The organism is Planctomicrobium aquicomposti (assembly GCF_051466325.1).
GTDB lineage: Bacteria > Planctomycetota > Planctomycetia > Planctomycetales > Planctomycetaceae > Planctomicrobium.
Genome location: NZ_CP195792.1, coordinates 4,135,935 through 4,156,157, shown reverse-complemented (window position 1 = coordinate 4,156,157; position 20,223 = coordinate 4,135,935). Strand labels below are relative to the sequence as shown.

The window sequence follows — 20,223 nt, the reverse complement described above, 5'->3', positions numbered from 1 at the left end:
CCGGGAGACCCACAATACTCTCTTGCAGGAGTCACCCGTGACAAGGTGAATACCGCGAATTTACCCTCGTTGACTCACTCCACAGGCCCCTGAAGTTGCCGAATGGAGCGGTTTTCCCTTCTGAAAACACCGCAAATACGGCAGTGTCCCGGATCAGTTTGGGAAAAATAGGAAATTTTTTGTCCGAATGAATTTCCCTCCCGCAAAGTTCGTCCAGCCAACTTAGCAGCGGAGTCTGCAGCCGTCTACCATACATTTACCATGTCTGATCAAAACCTCTCCTCTGCCGCTGAACGTGTTTTGCTCGAGGTCGGGCAGAGGGTCGAGCAGCGTCCCGATGTCCGCTTTTCTTTTCTGCTGTTGGCGGTCCTCACCGAGGCGGAGGGACGGGCTGCCGAGATTCTTCAGGGAGCCTCCACCACCTCGGGGACTGTCCCGCAGCCTCCGGCCTCCTCAGCAGATCAGCTCAGCTTCCGGGAATGGAAAACCGGGCTGATTCGGCGGGCCGACCAGTTCGCGATTCAAGCGTCGACGGAACATCTGACCGGAACCGAACACCTGCTGTTGGCGGCCATTGACGGTGACCCGCCGCTGGCGGAGTTCCTGGAAACAAAGGGGATTTCCCTCTCGGGCCTCCTTTCTGTTGTCGAGACCCGCGAACCGGAAATCGAGCAGCCAGCAGGAGTTGAGATTCAGATTCGTTCCGCAGAAGTTGGGGAACTGGAAGAGTCGGCCCTGGCCAGGATCCTTGATGCGGCGGCCAACCGCTGCCGTGAAGGACTGCGCGTCATTGAAGATTGCGTCCGCTTTCAGTTGAACGACCATTTCCTCTCCTCCGAGCTGAAGGAGATTCGGCATCAACTGACGCACGTATTGACGCATCTCGTTCAAAGCCAATGGGTTGCTTATCGTGACACGCCTCACGATGTGGGGACTCAAGGCTCGTTGGCCTCCGAGCGCTTCCGGGGGAGTTTAACCGACGTCGTCCGGGCGAATCTCAAGCGGGTGGAGGAATCGCTGCGGAGCCTGGAAGAGTACAGCAAGCTGATCGACAGCGAGCTGAGTCAGCGGATTTCGGGCTGTCGCTACCGTTTTTACACGCTGGAGCAGGCGATCGAGACGACCTTGAACAGTCGCCGCCGCCTGCAGAACGCCCGACTTTATCTGCTGGTGACCGATTCCCAGTGTCGTTATGGAGCGGAAACTGTGATCCGTAATACGATTACGGCGGGTGTCGACGTCGTGCAGCTGCGAGAAAAGGGGATGACCGACCGCCAGCTGATCGACTGGGGGCACAAGGTGCGGGAATGGACGCAGGCAAGTGGAACGTTGCTGATCATGAACGATCGTCCCGATCTCGCGGCGGCGGTGGGGGCGGATGGCGTCCATCTGGGACAGGACGACATGCCAGTCCAGATGGCGCGCAAGATTGTCGGAAGTCGTTGTCTGATCGGAGTTTCAACCCACCATCCGGAGCAGGCTCGACAGGCGGTCTTTGACGGAGCTGACTATTTGGGGGTCGGTCCGGTCTATCCATCTAAGACGAAAGAGTTTACGGAATTCGCGGGCCTGCAGTACGTCCGGAGTCTCGCCGGGCAGGTGAGTCTCCCGTGGTTTGCAATTGGTGGAATTGACCTTGAGAATCTTCCGGAGCTGCAGCGCGCGGGAGCTTCCCGGGTGGCCGTCAGCAGTGTGATCTGTGGTGCTTCTCACCCGCGCGGGATTGCACAGGAAATGGCCTCGCTTTTGGCCCGCCAGAATGTCGAAATCCAAATGGATGAGGAACCAGAGACGCTATCGCCCTGAATTCCTGAACCGGGTAGAATCTGCGGACAGGGATGTCACCAGAACTCCCCTTAGAGTTGCTGAAATAGGGATCAAGTCACATGCGATTGGCACTTGCCGTTGTGCTGTCTGTGTTTTCGGTCGTTGTTCCTGCGTTCGCGCAGGGGACCGGCAGCGGCCTCTTTCTGAATAAGAACTCGCTGCTGCCCACTGCGACGGCTCCCGAACTGACCGCCTCTCTCGTCCCCACGGGGCAGCCGGACCAGTACGCAGTCCAGGTGAAACTGGTCGTCCCTCCCGGCGCCAATACCTATTCGCAGAGCAAAGAGTTTTCCCGGCCGACGGACATCAGCGTGGCGGAAGCGGCGGGCTGGAAGCCGCTGGGGGAGGGATTTGTCCCCGACCACCCTCCGAAACGCTCGTTCGACGACACCTTTCAGCAGGATTTGGAGAAGTTCACCGGCACGGTCTATTTCACCCGCCTGTTTCAGGCTCCCCCCGGGACTGATCCCAAGACGGCCGCACTCAGCGGTGTGGCCCGCTTCCTGATCTGCGACCAAAGCCAATGCAAGCCGCACAGCGTTGCTTTCAAAACGACGTTCGCCGACAAGCCGGTCTCACCGTTGCCGACAAATGCCGCCGCTACCGCTCCCCCCAAGGCTGTGGCGAGTGCGTCAGCGGCGTCTGATAAGGCTTTCGGGTATGAAATTGTTCCCTCCCGCAAGGCGGGTCAGAATGCCCAGTCCGATCCCGTTCGACTCCAGTTTGAGTTAACACCCAAAGATGCGCAGGTCGGTCAGTCCGTCACTCTGGCGATCACCATGACGCTGGCCGACGGGTGGAATACCTATGGGCTGAAGAAAATTGACGAGGCCCAGCTGGAAACTCCTACGAGGATCGAAATCACCACCCGCAACCTGTCGACGGTCAACGAGTTCGTCTCCGATCCGGCTCCCTCCATCCACACCACCCGGATTGGGAATGAGACAGTTCGGTCCTACGCCCACGATAACCGGGTGACCTGGAAGCAGCAGTACGTCGTGACGGCACCGGGAGCTTACGGGCTGACGGGCAAGATCGCTTATCAGATCTGCCGAGAAGGAAAATGCCTTCCCCCCAACCGGGTGGAGTTCTCACTCGGAGAAGGGCAGGCGCCCGAGCATCTGCAGGGAGCGACTTCGGTCATTGCTCCGATCGCGCCGACCGGGAAGGGGGGCGGGGTCGATGAGGAATTTATCGAGATCCCGTTCGTGCAGGGAGGCACTTCCCAGACCTTGCTGGGGACACTCGGAACCGCATTTCTAGCGGGGCTGATCATGAATCTGCTCCCCTGCGTACTGCCGGTCCTGGCGATCAAGATCCTCAGTCTGGTGCAGCAGGCCGGGGAAAGCCGAGCCCGTGTCATCGGCCTGAATCTGGCCTACACAATGGGAGTGATGGCGGTCTTCTTTGCGCTGGCGGTGATGTCGTGGGGACTGGGGAAATCTCTGTCCTCCGCGTTTCAGAGTTCCGTCTTCATGACAATCATGGCCTGTGTCGTCTTCACGATGGGCCTGAGTCTGTTCGGGGTTTTCGAGCTCCCCGTCCCCGGCATTCTCCCCTCCGCCCACGACCAGCATGAAGGGTACTTCGGCGCGTTCAATACCGGGATCATTGCGACCATTCTGGGAACCCCGTGTATCGGTCCACTGGTCTCCCCCTTCTTCGCCTGGACGTTGTCGCAATCGGCTTCGGTTGTGTTTCTCGTCTTCGGGATGATGGGAATCGGGATGGCGACCCCCTATCTGCTGACGGGATTGTTCCCCTCACTGGTGAACTGGCTGCCGAAGCCGGGCATGTGGATGGTGCGGTTCAAGCAGTTCACCGGGTTCGTGATGATGGGAACCACCATCTTCCTGTTGTTCGGCATGGATAAGTCGCTGCAGGTCCCGGTGCTGGTGCTGCTGCTGGCTTTGGCGCTGCTGGTCTGGATGTCCGCGAATCTGACGAACCCGGCCGAGCCCACCTGGCAGCGCTATCGGGTCTACCTGATGTCGCTGCTGACGGCAGCCCCGGTGTTCTGGTTCGGACTGCGGATGATGGAACCGGAAGATGCTCCCGGCCGGATGCCCTGGACGGACTACTCGGAACGACTCGTCACCTCTCTTCGCAAAGAAGGTCGACCGATGCTGATCGACTTCACCGCCGACTGGTGCGTCAACTGCAAGGTGAATGAACGGGTGGCGTTGAACCGTGAAGAGACGATCAACTTCGTGAAAGAGCTGGGGGTCACGCCGATCCTGGCGGACTACACGCAGGAGAGCGACGAGATTCGCCGTCGACTCAATCAGTTCGATCAGGACAGCGTCCCGCTGACCGTGATCATTCCGCCAGGGAAAGACAGCAAGGCCATTCCCCTGCGAGGTCTCTATACCAAACGGCAACTGCTGCAGATCCTGCGTGATGCAGTCGGTGACCTGCCTCCACAGGTCGCTCAGTCTCCCGAGAAGACCCTGAATCGCTGAAGCGTGTTGCTCATTCCCGTGCCCGCATAGCCGGCATCTCGTGTGTTAAGATGCTGATTCCGCGTGGCGAGAACGGGCATGTCGAAACCGAATGTGCTCTGGTGGATGGAGCATTCACGGAATCGATTGCCGCGACGCGAGACGCTGGCTGAGAAGAGTTCCTCTCCCCGGGTCAGTACCACTTCCGTTTGTCGGCCGGAGTGAGGAACGGTTCTTTTTTCACGAAGCGGCGAATGTTTTCCAGCAGTGTGGCGAGATGCCGCTCGGCAATACGAGGGGAAGCGGCTGCCACGTGGGGCGTGATCAGCACGTTTTCCATTTTCCAGAGGGGATGATCGGCCGGTAACGGCTCGATTTCGAACACATCGAGTGCTGCTCCGGCGATGAGCTGACGCTGCAGCGCTGTGACCAGATCTGGCAGCGAGACAATCGCCCCGCGGCCGATATTGATCAGCCAGCCCTCGCGCTTCATCTGCTCAAACTGGGGCAGGCGGAAGAGTCCGACGGTCTCAGGCGTATGCGGTGCAGCGATCACCACAAAATCACTCTCTGCCAGCAATTCATTGAGCCGCTCGACCGGCCAGACCTCCTCCACGATTCCGGGGACCGATCTGCGCTGCGGGTCAACACCCAAAATCCGCATTCCGAATGCCGCAGCCCGGCGGCAGATTTCCGAGCCGATCTCGCCGACTCCCACCACTCCGAGTGTGCAGTCCGGAAGATGCCGATGATTCAAGTCGATGGCCGAGACCAGACCGACCGACGACATCAGCGTCGGTTGGGCCGGATCGATCCCGACTGGTTCCCAGCGCGCCTGCTGCTGCAGCCTCCAGTACCGATGCAGGTTCCGGGCCACGGTGAGGACCAGTCCCATGACATGGTCGGCAATGACATCCGAGAACAGACCCCGCATATTGGTCAGCTGGCAGGGATGCTCGACCAGTTCCGGGAACATGTAGTGTTCGAGGCTGACGGTCGGGGTCTGCACCCAGCGCAGGCGTTGTGCGGCAGCGAGCAGGGGCGGGGTCAGCTTGCCGAAGAAGGCATCAGCGTCGGGGATTTCCCGCAGTGTGTCCTCGAAGGTCTCGCAGTTGACAACCCGCATCGGGCCAGACGCGGTCATGACATGCGCCAGTCGTTCCGCATCGATGGCCGGAGAAATCACAAGTTTCATCGTCGAGAGCTTTCTGGGCGGGGGAAGTCCTGGGAACGGGACGCAGGCAGTCTATCTTCGCGCCGGCACGACATGCCATGACCTGCAGCCCCATTCCGTGACGGAGATTGCCACGACGACACGGATAGGATGACAACCGTTGATGTGTTCGGTAAAACAAGAGAACTCACCTGTCAATTCCTGCCCATCTCCTAGTTTGAGGGTTATTCGATGTCTGATGCGACCCGCCGCGATTTTCTGAAAACGTCATCCATCGCTGCGGCGGTGGGGGCCGGAATGCTCAATTCCATCTCTCATGGTGCGTTTTCCGGGGGAAGTGATGAAATCCGGATCGGTCTGGTCGGTTGCGGCGGGCGTGGTTCCGGGGCTGCCGGGCAGGCATTGTCCACCGTGGGGAAAACACGGCTCGTGGCTGTCGGCGACGTTTTCCCCGATCAGCTTGAGAAGGGGCTGAAGCAAATCGAGAAGCGGGTCGCGAAGGCGGAAGATGCCGTTGTCGACGTGAATGAAGATCACAAGTTCGTGGGCTTCGATGCCTATCAGAAGGTGATTGACAGCGACGTGGATCTGGTGATTCTGGCGACGCCTCCCGGGTTCCGCCCGATCCACTTCGAATATGCGGTCTCCAAGGGGAAACATTGCTTCATCGAAAAGCCGGTCGCGGTCGATGCAGCCGGGGTCCAGCGTGTGCTCGATGCCGCACGGGTCGCGAAAGAGAAGAACCTGATGGTCGGTGTCGGCCTGCAGCGTCGTCATCAGGGCTGTTATCTCGACACCATCAAGCGGATTCACGACGGCGAGATTGGCGATATCTGTGCGATGCGGGTCTACTGGAACGCGAACGGAGTATGGGAGCCGCGCGCCACCCGCGAACAGTGCAAGTCGGAAATGGAGTACCAGATGCGGAACTGGTACTACTACAACTGGCTCTGCGGCGATCACATCGTCGAGCAGCACATTCACAACATTGACGTCGCGAACTGGGTCAAGCAGGCTTACCCGGTGAAGGCGATCGGCATGGGGGGACGCCAAGTGCGCGTCGATCCGAGATACGGCGAGATCTTCGATCACCATGCCGTGCAGTTCACCTATGAAGATGGCACCACGCTGTTCAGCGAGTGCCGTCACATTCCGAACTGCTGGGCTTCGGTCAGCGAAGCGTTTGTCGGCACCAAGGGTTCGGCCAACACCTCTGCCAATGCCAAGAGCTGCAACATCACCGTGAAGGGTGGGGCGACGCGGCGTTACGACGGGGAAGCCAAAGATCCGTTCCAGGTGGAGCACGATGACTTCCAGGCGGCACTGCGGGCCGGCCGCATTTACAACGAAGCGGAATATGGGGCGATGAGCACCATGTCCTCGATTCTCGGTCGGATGGCGACCTATTCCGGCAAGGAAATCACCATGGCCGATGCCTTGGCAAGAGGCGTGGACCTGATGCCGACTGAATTTGGCTGGGATGCACCCACCCCGACGAAGCCGGACGCCGAAGGGCGTTACCCGATCGCAGTTCCCGGTGTGACGCAAGTGCTCAAGCCGCAAGCAAAAGGCTGATCACGCACGGGCTGACAAGTCAGGGAGGGGCATGGCGCCTGTTGAGGAGGCCATGCCCCTTTTTTTGAGCATTGTGACTTTTCTGGCGGGGACCGGTTCTGAAATCTCCCGGTCTTCGTTCTGCAGAAGTCTGGATACGTCGGGCGTCTGCAGCCGGGAAGCGACTGCCAATCTGTTATGCTGGTGACTGTTCACGAATGCCGCTGTTGGAGGGAGGACCGCGAATGACATTGTTCCGCTACGGAATGCTGGTGATGCTGGCACTGGTTACGGTTCAAGGCGAATCCCGTGTGGGCTGGGGGGCCGCACCTGATACCCGGGTCTATGTCGGGACCTACACCAATCGAGATTCCAAAGGAATCTACGCAATGGAGTTCGACAGCCAGACCGGCCAGCTGTCCGCTCCCCGTTTGGTGGCCGAGATCGAGAATCCCTCATTCCTGGCGTTTCATCCCACCCGACCGCTGCTGTACTCGGTCTGCGAACTGTCCAGAGTCGATGAAAATGAATCGCAGAAGCCGCAACCGCGCGGCGTTGCAGCCTATGAAATCAATCCGGAAACCGGTGCCCTGAAACTGCTGAACACGCAGGTGGCCAAGGGGACGGGAACCTGCCATCTGTGTGTGGATCGGACCGGTCGGAGTGTCGTCATTGCCAACTACGGTGACGGCAGCAGTGCCTGTCTGCCGCTGAATGACGATGGTTCTCTGAAGCCGATCTCCACGTTCATCAAGCATGCCTCGGCGGACAAACCGGACGCCAAGGCGCATGGACATTCGGCGAACATGTCACCGGACAACCGGTTCGTGCTGGTGGCCGATCTGGGGCTCGACAGCGTGTTTGTCTATCGGCTCGATCCTGAGTCCGGCAAGATGACTCCCAACGATCCGCCGGCGGTAAAGACGCACAGCGGGGCTGGTCCGCGGCACTTGTGCTTCCACCCCAATGGCAAGTTTGCTTACGTCAACGGCGAGCAGGACAACACCATCATTGCTTACGCATGGAATGGGGAGAAAGGGATACTGACCCCACTGATGCACGCCTCGACGTTGCCCGCCGACTTCCACCAGAAGTCGTATACCGCCGAAGTGGTGGTGCACCCCTCGGGAAAATTCGTCTATGTCTCGAACCGGGGGCATGACAGTCTCGCCGCTTTTGCAATTCAGCCGGACGGGACCGTGAAGCCTGTCGGGCATTACCCCAGTGGCGGTAAAACCCCGCGGAACTTCAATATTGATCCGACGGGGAAGTGGCTGCTGGTGGCCAACATGGACAGCGACAATCTGGTGGTCAACCGGATTGATCAGGAGACCGGTGCACTGACCCCCGTGGGGGACAAAATCCAGATTCCGGCGGGATGCTGTGTGAAGTTTCTCCCGATGACTCGCTAGAGCAGGTTGCTCTTCTCAGTGCCCTTGCAGCAAGCGCTTCGTGTGCTGAAATGCTCAGTACCGCGTGGCAAGAACGGGTAGATCAAAAAAACAAAATGCCCGAATGCGGGCTGATTCTCCGTCCGCGGGCCTGTCGAGGGCATCCGGATGGACGACAATAATGCCGAGTGACAGTCAACGTTCCGTGCGCCGCTTCTCCGGTAAACGTCTGTGGGCGTTCCGGATTGGAGCGGCTGCGCTGCCGTTGCTGGTGCTGGCGATTGTTGAAGGGGGACTGACGCTGCTGGGACTCGGAGCCCCCGATCCGACGATCGATCCTTTCGTCGGTTTTTCCAGCGTACAGCCGCTGTTCGAGCTGAACCCGACGGGGGAGGCCTACCAAATTTCGCCGGGGCGGTTGCGATTCTTTGAGCCGGACCAGTTTGCCGCTGTGAAACCGGCCGGGACGTTTCGCGTCTTTTGTCTCGGAGAGTCGACGACTCAGGGAAATCCGTATTCCCCTGAGACCGCCTACCCCATGTGGCTAAAGCTGGCACTGCAGGTGGCGGAGCCGGATCGACCATTCGAGGTCGTGAATTGCGGTGGAATTTCTTACGCGAGTTATCGGCTCGTCCCCATCCTGCGGGAATGTCTGCAGTACGAGCCCGACCTGTTCATCGTCTGCGTCGGCCATAATGAGTTTCTGGAAGACCGGACCTACGGTCATCTGCAGCAGGTTCCCGAGTGGGCGGCCCGTTCGGTACGGTGGCTGACGAGTTTCCGGACAACCCATGTCCTGTGCGAGGCTGTAGCGCAGCTGGGCTGGCAGCGTTGCCGGGTGACCTTGACCACCGATACCGATCCGATGCTCGACTACCGCAACGGACTGGCGGCCTTTCACCGGGATGACGAGTGGTCACGGGCAGTAGCGCTGCATTACGAGGTGAACCTGCAACGGATGGTGGAACTCGCCCGACAGGCCGCTGTCCCGCTCGTGCTGATGCGACCGATGTCCAACCTGAGTGCCTGTCCTCCCTTCAAAACAGAGCCTGATGCCAGCATCTCGGCAGCCGACGCCGTTCGCGGAGATGAACTCCTGGAGCAGGCCCGCAGCGTTTATCAGAACGACCTGTCTGCCGCTGCGGAACTGTTGCGGACGGCACTTCAATTGCGGCCGCGCGATCCGCTGCTGTGGTACGAATTCGGACATTGTCTGGAAGCTTTGCACGACTACCCGCAGGCCCGTGCTGCGTACCTTCGCGCCCGCGATCTGGACGTCTGTCCGTTGCGGATGACGACTCCGCTGGAGGAGGCCCTGCTGCGGGTGGTGATCAGCGAAGAGATTCCCTATCTCGATGCTCATGAGCTGCTGGAATCCCAGACCGACCACGGAATTCTCGGGGGTTACTGGCTCGTCGATCACGTGCATCCCTCGTTCGAAGGGCACCAGTTGATTGCGGTTCAGCTGCTGCAAAAAATGGCCGAGGCGGGCTGGGTTCAACCGACACCGGACTGGTACGCCCGCAGCCAGGCCGCTTTCCGCCAGCATTTCCAGTCCCTCGACCGTGTCTATTTTCATGAGGGACAGCGAAAGCTGCAGCTGCTGAAAGAATGGACAAAAGGGAACGCCGATGGTCCTCCGGTCGAGAGCCGGTTCCCGTCGCGCGTGCTGACGGAAATTGTTCCTCCCGGACTGCAAGCGGCGCCGGGGAGTGGAACGGCGGCGATCGAAACTCGCTCCGGACCGTCGAATTGACCCCGTTGCCGTCCGCAGGATTTCTGATTTCCGCGGTGACTGACGCAGGAACGGCACTCTCGCCGAAATTCGGGCCGGTTGGCGGTGCCGGATGGTTACGTGGGGCAGCGGGACGCTCTAAAATCAGTCCTGACCGACTGAAACGAAATGCAGAGCGTCCGCGCGGCGGGGCTTTGCAGCTGACCTGATTGCGTGTTCATGATTCCCATGCGTGCTTCGCCTCCAACTGATCTCAAACCGTACTTTCTCGTTCTGGACGACATCGTTCAGGAATACGAAGGCAAATTGGACTGGCCGAAGTTTTTCGGCAGTGATCGTCCCGTCGAAATCGACGTCGGCTGCGGTCGGGGATTGTTTCTTTATCATGCCGCGGAAGCCCACCCTGAACGCAACTTTCTGGGAATCGAGCTGGATTACAAAGAGGGACGACGTGGAGCGCGCCGGCTGCAGAAGAAGCAGTTCGACAACGCCCGCGTGCTCGGTGGTGATGTCTTTGTCGCCTTCACGAAAATGATCGCTCCACATTCCGTGGATGCGATCCATGTCTACTTTCCCGATCCGTGGTGGAAGCGGAAGCACCGCCGCCGCCGGGTCTTCAACGACACGTTTGTCGATCTCTGTGCCGGGCTGATCAAGCCGGGGGGCTGGCTGCACTCGTGGACGGATGTCGAAGAATATTTCGGAGTCATCTCGGGACTGATGGATCACCATGCGTTGTTTGAGAAAGGTCCGCCGCTCGTCGAACGGGCCCCCAGCGATGACATGGACTACCAGACCAGCTACGAACGCAAGAAACGCAAACTCGGTTTACCGATCTATCGGGGCCGTTGGCAACGTCGCCCGCTGACTGCAGAAATCCAGTCCTGAATCCCCGGCCGCTGATCTTTTGAGGAATGCCTCCATGCCTGCTGTTGTCCTCGTCTCCATTCCCGGCCTGCGTCCTCAGGATCTGGAACGTATGCCCAACCTGCAGAGTCTGGCCGCCAGGGGAAGTGTCGCCAGCCTGCAGCCGTCATTTCCCGCACTGACCTGCCCGGTGCAGGCGAACCTCACGACTGGAGTCGGCCCGGAGCAGCACGGGATCATCGCGAACGGCTTCTACTATCGCGACAAGGGCGAAGTCGAGATGTGGACCGCCTGGAACAGTTGCTTCGAGGCTCCGCAGGTCTGGGATCTGCTGCATCAGCACGATTCCGGTATTACGTCAGCGGTCTGGTTCCCGCTCCACTCCAAGGGGGCCGGAGCGGACTACATCTGCACACCGGCACCGATTCACAATCCGGATGGTTCGGAGTCGCTGTGGTGTTACACCAAGCCGACCGAGCTCTACGGAGAGTTCCGCGACACGCTCGGGCATTTTCCCCTGATGCACTTCTGGGGACCGCTCGCAAACATCAAATCGTCGGACTGGATCATCGATTCGGCAGTCGTGGCGGCGAAGAAGTTCCAGCCGAAATTCAGCTACATCTACATTCCGCATCTCGACTACGCCGCCCAGAAAGAGGGCCCCGACAGTCCACAGGCGCTGGAGGCGGTGGATGTCCTCGATCGGTCACTCGGGCGACTGATCGACGGCTATGCCGCGGCGGGGCTGGGAGAGGTGGAATGGCTGATCGCGAGTGAGTATGTCATCACTCCCGTCGATGCGGTGACGTATCCCAATCGTCGTCTGCGCGAGGGGGGCTTCCTGACACTGCAGGAAGAGAACGGTCGCGAGCAGCTGGTGGTCGGCGAGAGCCGCGCCTGGGGACTGGTCGATCATCAGATCGCCCACGTCTTCGTCCGCGATGCGGCCGATGTAGAGGCCGTGGCGGCCTTGTTCCGGGCGGACCCGCTGATCGAAGAGGTCCTCGTGGGAGAGGAGCGGAGCCGTTATCACCTGAATCATCCCCGTTCGGGGGAAATCGTGCTCATCTCCCGGCCCAACGCCTGGTTTGCGTATTACTGGTGGCTCGACGATGCCAAAGCGCCGGAGTACGCACAGACCGTGGACATTCACCGCAAGCCGGGCTACGACCCGGTGGAAATGTTTATCGAGATGCCGAGCCGCAAGATTCCGCTCGATGCCACGCGGGTTAAGGGCTCTCATGGTTACCCGGCGAAAGATGCCAGCCGCTGGGGAGTGCTGGTCTCGTCGACGCCGCTCGATCAGACGTCAGTCAAAGACACGGATGTCACACCGCTGATTCTGAAGAAGTTCGGAGCACGGTAATCCGGGGGGGCGTGAGCCGAGCGATGGCCCTCGCGGCACGTGGCCCAATGAGCGGTGGGCCCGGCGGAAAACAAAAAAGAAAAAAGACTGCCCACCATTGCGGAGGGCAGTCTTTTTTTGACTCGTCGTGATCGACAGAAGACTATTTCTTCCGCTTTTCGATCGCCTGCTTCACAGCGGTTCCCATGTCGGCCGGGCTGCGTGCCACGGTCACACCGGCTGCTTCGAGTGCGGCGATCTTCTCTTCAGCCGTCCCGCTGCCGCCGGAAATGATGGCGCCCGCGTGTCCCATCCGCTTGCCCGGAGGGGCGGTCTGGCCGGCGATGAAAGCGGCCACCGGTTTGGTCACATGCTTCTTGATGTATTCGGCAGCCTGAATTTCCGCGTCTCCGCCGATTTCACCGATCATCAGAATCGACTCCGTTCCGGGGTCGTTCTGGAACATCTCAAGCAGATCGATGTAAGTAGTGCCGATGATCGGGTCACCCCCGATGCCGACGGCGGTCGACTGGCCGAGCTTCTGATTTCCCAGCTGCCAGGCCGCTTCGTAGGTCAGCGTGCCGCTCTTGCTGATGAGGCCGACGGTTCCCGGCTGGTGGATGTAACCGGGCATAATGCCGATTTTGGCGACGCCGGGAGTAATGATTCCGGGGCAGTTCGGGCCGATGAGCCGACTTTGCGGGTAACCTTCCAGAAACCGCTTGACCTTCACCATATCGAGAACAGGAATTCCCTCGGTGATCGCCACAATCAGACGGATGCCGGCGTCGGCCGCTTCCATGATGGCATCGCCGCAGAACGGCGGCGGAACGAAAATCAGCGAGGTATTGGCTCCCCCTTTGGTCACCGCTTCCGCGACGGAGTCGAACACCTGAAATCCGTCGACAACTTCTCCCCCTTTACCGGGAGTCACGCCGCCGATCAGCACTTCTTCGCCGGGCCGCACTTCGGCTGCATATTCACGGCACTTCTGAGAATGGAACAACCCCGCTTTACCGGTGATGCCCTGCGTAATGATCCGGGTGGATTTGTCGACAAGAATCGCCATCGATCCGCACTATCCAGTTTTGGGAGAACGATCTCGGCCTGCGCACTTCAGGGCCGAACTCAATCCGGAGTGTATGGAACCGGTCCCAGCCACGGAAGCCCGTCAATCCCGCAGTTTTGATTTTTGACCGGCCGGCCAGGAATCGTGCGCTTCTCAGCATTTCAGCGGGGCGGAGAGTGCCTGCGCAGCGGCAGCGTGGACTGGCTGGTGCGTGCGGTTTCCCGAACGTGGGACCGAATTCTCAGCGTCGTCGCACTGCGGAAGGTGACCCGCGAAACCCTCAGGGGCGAATCTCGAAGATCCCTTCGATTTCGACCGGAATATTCCCCGGCAGAGACCCCATGCCGACCGCGCTCCGGGCGCCGACGCCCTCGTCACCGAAGACATCCCGCAGCAGCTCACTGCAGCCATTGATCACTGCGGGGTGATTCTGGAAATCGGGAGTCGCTGCCACCATTCCCAGCAGTTTGACGGTCCGGACGACCCGATCGAGGCTGCCAAGTGCGTTCCGCAGGGTGGCGAGAATGCCGAGCCCGGTGATGCGGGCTGCTTCTTTCGCGTCCTCTTCGCTGATCGTCTCACCGACGCGGCCGGTGACCAGCGTACGATCCGTGCGGAGCGGGCCGTGGCCGGAAACATAAGCCAGATTGCCGACGATCACGATCGGCTTGTACACCGCCACCGGCTTCGGGGCAGGGGGAAGTTCAATTCCCAGTTCTTGAAGACGTGATTCCGCACTCATGGATCTCTCTTCCAGCTGGAGGGCAGGGCTGAAGGGGACCCGATCCCGGCAAACAATGGATCAGGCGATGTTTCTGCGTGGCAGCGAACGCCTGAGTATGCACGGCAACGGGGGCCGGCACATCCGTGAGAACGGGGAGCCCGGCGGTCAGAGGCTCATCATGACGATGATGCGGCCCCGTTCAACCCGTCGAGGCAAAATTCAGGCGGCCCGCCGGCGAACATCCGCTTCCCGAGGCAGATTGATCAGCCGATGCACGGTTCCGCCGACTGGTGAAGCGGCGAAGTGGCCATCATGAGGGGTGAGCAGCACGGGGACGGGCGATGTGGGGAACAGCATGGTCGACAGGATGCCTCCATTCACCTCCGCGTGAGGCACGACAGTCATTTTGAACCGGCTGAGCAGCATGGGGAGCGAAATCTTCAGCTGCATCATTCCGAGCGCTGAGCCGACGCACATCCGCGGACCGGCTCCGAACGGGAGATACGCATAAGGGGAGGGGGAAATCGAATCCCAGCGTTCCGGGCGGAATGACAGTGGATCGGGATACAGGTCCGGACGCTGATGCGTGATGAACTGGCTGAAGATAATGGCTGCGCCGCGGTTCAGCTGAAACGGTCCCAACTGGACGGATTCCGAGGTGATCCGCTGCGAGTAACAGGAGGCCGGCATCACCCGCATGCTCTCCTTGAGCACCTTTTCCAGATAGGGCATCTGCTCGATGCTTTCCGGAGTCGGGGGAGCCCCCTGCAGTGTTTCGTTCAGTTCGGCATAGACCTGCTGCATGATTTCCGGATGCTGCGCGAGTAGGAACAATGTCCAGGTCAGCGTATGGGCCGAGGTGAGATGGGCCGCTCCGAACAGCAGGACGATGTGACCGATCAGCTGTTCATCGGTGACACCGGCTTCACTCTCGTGGGCGCGGATCAGGAGCGAGAGAACATCCATCCCCAGTTTGCCGCTGCGCCGGACGTCGATCATTTCCTTGACAGCAAGTTCCAGTTCGGCCGCAGCGTCGAGCAGTTCATCGTACAGGGCAGCCAACGCCGGATCGGAAGAAAACGCGGCGGGGCCGACACGGTGGTTCAGGGCGACCCAGCGTTCGGTCAGTTCCCCGACTTTGTAGGCGAGTTCCGGCAGATCGATGCCGAACAGGATGCTGCTGGTCAGTCGCAGCATGTAATGAGTCATGTCGGCGGCCAGATCGCGGGTCTGTCCGGCCGCCCAGTCCGCGGTCGCTTCACGGGCGACCTGCACGACGGTGTCGTGATAGGCTCCGATCGCTTTCTTCTGGAAGGGCCCCGCCACAATGCGGCGATGCTGCTTGTGCTCGTCGGCATTCATGCTCAACAGTCCGCAGGTGACTCGCCGCTGGGCCGACTTGCGCGGGCCGCGAATGGCGAAGAACTGCGAATAAAAGCGGGCCGAGTCGCTGAGCACCTGTTTGACGTACTGCGGGCCGAACACGAAGTGCAGCCGTTGTCCTTCTTCCTCCAGCGCAGCCACATCGCCATGTGTCTGCCACAGTTGCCGCATGCAGGAGACCGGGTCGTCCGCGAAGTCGGCAATCCGACCGTGGGTGACGGGCAACAGAGCATCGGACTGGGAATGAAGTGTCAGCATGATTCTGGAAGCCTGACTGGCAAGGGGCCTCCCGGGAGGGCCTGATATTCAATTTCCGTGATGAATCAGGGCGCGGATTGTTGCACCACAGCGGGTTTTACGTCTGAACCGGAAAATGGGGCAATAGAAATCCTGCGCCGGTTTGGGGAGGAGACGATGAAATCGTGCTCTGCGGGCAGAAGCCCCGGTTTTCGTACGGCTTGTGACAGCGATCCGGTCCAGATGCTGTCGATTCGGTGTTAGGCAACGGCTACCTGTTTTGGGAATACGCTCTAAAATGGATCCGGGCGGGTCGCGATGTCTTCCCACCCCGGAATCGAATCACCGTATTGGACCGGATTGAAATCAGGTCGTTCCTCCCCTTCAGGGGGACCGGCTGAACAGAACTGACAGGATGGTCGTTGATGAGCCGACGCGTGCAGACCCATTCCACCACAATCCTGTCTGTCAGGCAGGGGAACACGGTAGCCATCGGAGGGGATGGTCAGGTGACCCACGGGCAGACGATCCTCAAGCAGGACACGCAGAAGATCCGCAAGCTGCTGAACGGGGAAGTTCTTGTCGGGTTTGCCGGCTCAACTGCGGATGCCTTCGCTCTCATGGAGCGGTTCGAGACCAAGGCGAAAGATTTCCCTGGGAATATTCCCCGGGCCTGCACGGAGCTCGCGCGGGACTGGCGAACCGACCGGGCGCTGCGACGACTGGAGTCGATGATGATCGTCGTCTCCGCCGAGCACACCTTGCTGTTGACGGGGCAGGGAGATGTCATCAAGCCGACCGATGGAATCATCGGGATCGGCTCGGGGGGCTCGTTTGCCATGGCTGCCGCCAAAGCCCTCGTCCGGCACACGTCGATGTCGTCGAAAGAAATTGTATCGGCCGCTCTTCACATCGCGGCGGACATCGACATCTATACCAACGAAAATCACATCATTGAGGAATTGCCGTGCAGGAGCTGACCCCCAAGCAGGTTGTCGATCGCCTCGACGCCCATATCGTCGGCCAGAAAGATGCCAAGCGGGCTGTAGCGATCGCGCTGCGGAACCGCTGGCGCTGGAAACAGCTGCCCGAAGAACTGCGTCGCGAAGTGACCCCCAAGAACATCATCATGATCGGGCCGACTGGTGTCGGGAAAACCGAAATCACACGGCGGCTGGCCAATCTGACCGGCGCTCCGTTCGTCAAAGTGGAGGCGACCAAGTACACCGAGGTCGGTTACCACGGCCGTGACGTCGAAAGCATCATTCGTGATCTGGTGGAAGCGGCCATCCAGCTGGTGAAGGGGCAGAAACGGCACGAGGTTCTTCCCCGGGCCCTCAAAGGGGTCGATGACCGTCTGATCGATCTGCTGGTTCCTCTGGAACGGAACTGGGGAAAACCGGAAGACACGGAGGCGGAAGCCCGTCACCAGCGGACCCGGGAAAAGTTCCGCGAGAAGCTGGCCGCTGGTGAACTCGAAGATCGCGAAGTGGAACTGCGGGTCGAGTTGAAGCAGCAGCCGGTCTCGATGTTCTCGAACATGGGGCTCGATCAGATGGATCCCGGCCTGCAGAACATGTTCGAAAAGATCCTCCCCAAGCAGCATCAGCAAAGAAAATTGACGGTCAAAGAAGCCCGCAGCGTGCTGCTCGATCAGGAAGTCGATGCGCTGACGGACCGCGATGCCGTCAACGAGGAAGCGATTCGTCTTGCCGAGCAGAGTGGGATCGTGTTCATCGACGAAATCGACAAGATCACCGGTGAATCCGAAGGCCGCAGTGCAGACGTCAGCCGACAGGGTGTCCAGCGGGACCTGCTGCCGATCGTCGAAGGGACGACCGTGCAGACCCGGTACGGGAACGTGAAAACCGAGCACATTCTGTTTATTGCAGCCGGGGCCTTTCACCGGGTCCGGCCGGCCGACCTGATGCCGGAATTTCAGGGAAGGTTTCCGATTCGGGTGGAACTGCATGATCTGTCGCGCGAGGATTATCTGCGCATCCTGACGGAGCCGACGAGTTCGTTAACGCAGCAGTATATCGCGCTGCTGGAGACCGAAGGGGTGCATGTCGAGTTTCAACCCAGCGGGCTGGAAGCGGTCGCCGATATTGCCTGGAAGCTGAATCAGTCGACGCAGAACATCGGTGCCCGCAGGCTGCACACGGTGCTGGAGCGGCTGCTCGAGGAGATCAGCTTTGAAGCTTCCGATCTGAAGGGACAGCGAGTTGCCATCGACAGTGACTACGTGCAGCGTCGACTCGCCAGCGCGGTTCAGACGGACGATCTGAGCAAGTTCATTCTCTAATCAGGCGGTAGACGGGGGGCGGGTTGCCGGGCGGCGTCGGGCATCCCGCAAATGCCCTTTTCGCAGGTTGGAAAATCCGCGTATGATGGGCAGGCTGATCGCGCAGGTTGATTTCAGGAGGAGACGTGTCAGTGCAATTGGAGAGAAGCATCTCGGGCCCGGTGGCTGTGATTGGTGATGTTCACGGCCAGGTCGAACACCTCGGACGGATTCTGGAGCAACTGCAGGCTCTCCCTGATTATCAGCGGCGCTGGATCGTGTTCATTGGCGATCTGGTCGACCGTGGCCCCGATCCGAAGGGAGCTCTCGACATTGTGACGGACCTGCTGGTCCATCATCCGCGGACGACCGTCGTCTCCGGCAATCATGAGATGGCGATGGCCGCGGCGCTGGGGCTGCTTCCGACACCCGCCTATTCCGACTGGGATCAGCGCTGGCTGGACCACTACGGCAGCCAGTCGACATTCCGGTCTTATGGCATCAATGAATTTGGTGACCTGAACGCCCTGCGAGAGCAGATGCCGCAATCGCACCAGGACTTGCTCGCCGACCTCCCCTGGAGTGTCGAGCATCCGGAATACTTCTTCGTGCATGCGGGCCTCGATCCGAATTCCCCGTTCAGTATGCAGCGGGAGATTCTTCGTACCCGGGACTACACCCTGAACCGGCCGCAGTGGCTTTGTTCCAAATCATTGCCGTTCGAACTTCCGCCGAGTGATTGCCCGGCAACGGTTGTTTCCGGACATGTGAAGGTCCCGCAGGTGATGTTCGGGGACCGGCGACTGCTGATCGATACCACCGGCGGCGACGGCGGCAGCCTGAGCTGTGTCCTGCTCCCGGAAATGAAGATCCTGCATTCCAATCCGGAGTTTGTTCCGGTGGCCGCCAAGCCGGAACCGAAGAAGCGGGGCTGGCTCTGGTAGGCGTGGATCAGGCGGGGTTGGACGGGCCGTGTGTGTCGATGATCTCGGAATCGACCACCCGAAGTGTGGCGAGCGTGTAAAAAACCGCCGCACTGCCCGCCAGCACTGCCACCGTGCCGAGCATTGCGGTAAATCCATAGTCGTCAATGATCCAGCCCAGCAACGGCGCAGAGAGGATCATTCCCCCATCAATCGCCGCCAGCGTGGCGGTCGTTCCGGCACCGCGAAACTGTTCGGGAAACGCACCCGCACCCAGCGAGACCGCCGAGGCGAAGATCAGTGCATGGCCAATGCCGCAGCAGAGGGCGGGAAAGACCAGCTGCCATTCCTTGTGGACCAGTGTCAACGCGGCGAAGCCGATTGCCTGTGATCCGAGTCCCCAGACAATCAGCTTGTGGCGACCGGTGGTGCGGCTCCATTTGCGGGCTGCCAGCCGGAGTGTGAAAGCGGCGACAGCATAGGCGGTAAAGAACGAGCGGACCCCCCCGAGTCCCCGTTCCGTGGCGAAACGGGTCAGGAAGATCATTGTCACGGCGAATGTGACACCGAGCATCATCGCCACAAAGATGACCAGCGGCGGCCAGTATCGCAGCAGCACCCGATGCAGACCCGGCGAGGACTCCTGCGGCACGGGAATGTCATGCCAGGTCATGAAGACCGCCAGCAGTGTGTGCAAGGTTCCGACAGCCAGCGTCACGCCAAACAGCACCACGAACAATTGCGGGCTGTTCGGCAGTGAGCGGAAAACAAGGTCCCCCAGATAGGAACCGCAGGTCATGCCGAGGTATCCGCTGGTGCCGAAGGTCGAAATGATCTCTGTCCGTCGTTCCGGGGGAGCCAGCGTCAGAATGTGCGACATCGACGCAGCGAACATCCCCGCAATGCCGACGGCGAAGCAGCTGCGGCCGGCATAAACCTGCAGGCCGAGCTTCCAGGTCGTCATCAGCAGCACGCAACCGGTGAGATAGGCGAGGTAGCTGTAGATCCAGATCCGACGGACTCCAAGCCGGTCGATGGTCTGTCCGAGGTACATCCGCCAGGCAAAGGAGACCATGAGCGCGGTGCTGACAATTTCGCCGGCGGCCGCTTCGTTGCCCCCCAGAAACGTCACGAACTCGGCAAAGCGAAATGTGATCGAGTTGCCCGTGGTCAGCAGCACGTTCGCCAGAAAGGCGAGCCAGAACAGCCGACCATAAATGGAAGGAGCGGGGGCATTCATCGCGGTTGTGACGTCGGGTCTCATCCTGC

The 20,223-nt window shown here is 60.1% G+C and carries 15 protein-coding genes; 10 read left to right on the top strand and 5 right to left on the bottom strand.

Features of this window, described 5'->3' with window-relative positions; translation table 11 throughout:
* The first annotated feature begins 261 nt into the window (after window positions 1–261).
* Complete coding sequence (locus SH664x_RS16080; RefSeq protein WP_437202605.1) at window positions 262–1,806, top strand: thiamine phosphate synthase; 1,545 nt, start codon at window positions 262–264, stop codon at window positions 1,804–1,806.
* Window positions 1,807–1,886: 80 nt separating this feature from the next.
* On the top strand, window positions 1,887–4,289 hold the full coding sequence (locus tag SH664x_RS16075) for a cytochrome c biogenesis protein CcdA (protein WP_437202603.1): 2,403 nt from the start codon (window positions 1,887–1,889) through the stop codon (window positions 4,287–4,289).
* A 172-nt stretch (window positions 4,290–4,461) separates the two neighbouring features.
* On the opposite strand, the gene SH664x_RS16070 is transcribed toward SH664x_RS16075, so the two are convergent.
* Complete coding sequence (locus SH664x_RS16070; protein WP_437202601.1) at window positions 4,462–5,463, bottom strand: D-2-hydroxyacid dehydrogenase; 1,002 nt, start codon at window positions 5,461–5,463, stop codon at window positions 4,462–4,464.
* Window positions 5,464–5,673: 210 nt separating this feature from the next.
* Here SH664x_RS16070 and SH664x_RS16065 point away from each other — a divergent pair, with 210 nt between their 5' ends.
* From SH664x_RS16065 to SH664x_RS16045, 5 genes are all read left to right on the top strand, one after another.
* Window positions 5,674–7,017 (top strand): Gfo/Idh/MocA family oxidoreductase, encoded by a 1,344-nt coding sequence (locus tag SH664x_RS16065; RefSeq protein ID WP_437202599.1) that lies wholly within the window; start codon window positions 5,674–5,676, stop codon window positions 7,015–7,017.
* Between the two features lie 224 nt (window positions 7,018–7,241).
* Window positions 7,242–8,408, top strand: a complete 1,167-nt coding sequence (locus SH664x_RS16060) for a lactonase family protein (protein ID WP_437202597.1) — start codon at window positions 7,242–7,244, stop codon at window positions 8,406–8,408.
* A gap of 160 nt (window positions 8,409–8,568) precedes the next feature.
* Window positions 8,569–10,143 carry a GDSL-type esterase/lipase family protein gene (locus SH664x_RS16055; protein WP_437202595.1) on the top strand — a complete coding sequence of 525 codons (1,575 nt, stop codon included), beginning with the start codon at window positions 8,569–8,571 and terminating at the stop codon, window positions 10,141–10,143.
* A 207-nt stretch (window positions 10,144–10,350) separates the two neighbouring features.
* Window positions 10,351–11,010, top strand: a complete 660-nt coding sequence (gene trmB / locus SH664x_RS16050) for a tRNA (guanosine(46)-N7)-methyltransferase TrmB (RefSeq protein ID WP_437202593.1) — start codon at window positions 10,351–10,353, stop codon at window positions 11,008–11,010.
* 34 nt (window positions 11,011–11,044) lie between these two features.
* Window positions 11,045–12,355, top strand: coding sequence for an alkaline phosphatase family protein (locus SH664x_RS16045; protein ID WP_437202592.1), 1,311 nt, complete (start codon window positions 11,045–11,047; stop codon window positions 12,353–12,355).
* 142 nt (window positions 12,356–12,497) lie between these two features.
* On the opposite strand, the gene sucD is transcribed toward SH664x_RS16045, so the two are convergent.
* The 3 genes from sucD to SH664x_RS16030 form a co-directional block, all read right to left on the bottom strand.
* Window positions 12,498–13,403, bottom strand: coding sequence for a succinate--CoA ligase subunit alpha (gene sucD / locus SH664x_RS16040; RefSeq protein WP_437202590.1), 906 nt, complete (start codon window positions 13,401–13,403; stop codon window positions 12,498–12,500).
* 280 nt (window positions 13,404–13,683) lie between these two features.
* A complete protein-coding gene (locus SH664x_RS16035) occupies window positions 13,684–14,145 on the bottom strand; it encodes a RidA family protein (protein ID WP_437202589.1) in 462 nt (153 codons plus the stop codon).
* Between the two features lie 201 nt (window positions 14,146–14,346).
* Complete coding sequence (locus SH664x_RS16030) at window positions 14,347–15,768, bottom strand: cytochrome P450 (RefSeq protein WP_437202587.1); 1,422 nt, start codon at window positions 15,766–15,768, stop codon at window positions 14,347–14,349.
* Window positions 15,769–16,172: 404 nt separating this feature from the next.
* Here SH664x_RS16030 and hslV point away from each other — a divergent pair, with 404 nt between their 5' ends.
* The 3 genes from hslV (at window position 16,173) to SH664x_RS16015 (ending at window position 18,975) form a co-directional block, all read left to right on the top strand.
* Complete coding sequence (gene hslV, locus SH664x_RS16025; protein ID WP_437202585.1) at window positions 16,173–16,727, top strand: ATP-dependent protease subunit HslV; 555 nt, start codon at window positions 16,173–16,175, stop codon at window positions 16,725–16,727.
* A complete protein-coding gene (gene hslU, locus SH664x_RS16020; RefSeq protein ID WP_437202583.1) occupies window positions 16,715–18,052 on the top strand; it encodes an ATP-dependent protease ATPase subunit HslU in 1,338 nt (445 codons plus the stop codon). The genes hslV and hslU overlap by 13 nt, the downstream gene beginning before the upstream one ends.
* A gap of 125 nt (window positions 18,053–18,177) precedes the next feature.
* Window positions 18,178–18,975 (top strand): metallophosphoesterase, encoded by a 798-nt coding sequence (locus SH664x_RS16015; RefSeq protein ID WP_437202581.1) that lies wholly within the window; start codon window positions 18,178–18,180, stop codon window positions 18,973–18,975.
* 7 nt (window positions 18,976–18,982) lie between these two features.
* Here the strand turns inward: SH664x_RS16015 and SH664x_RS16010 are convergent, their stop codons facing one another.
* Window positions 18,983–20,218: an MFS transporter gene (locus SH664x_RS16010; RefSeq protein WP_437202579.1), complete on the bottom strand. Its 1,236-nt coding sequence runs from the start codon at window positions 20,216–20,218 to the stop codon at window positions 18,983–18,985.
* Window positions 20,219–20,223: the final 5 nt, after the last annotated feature.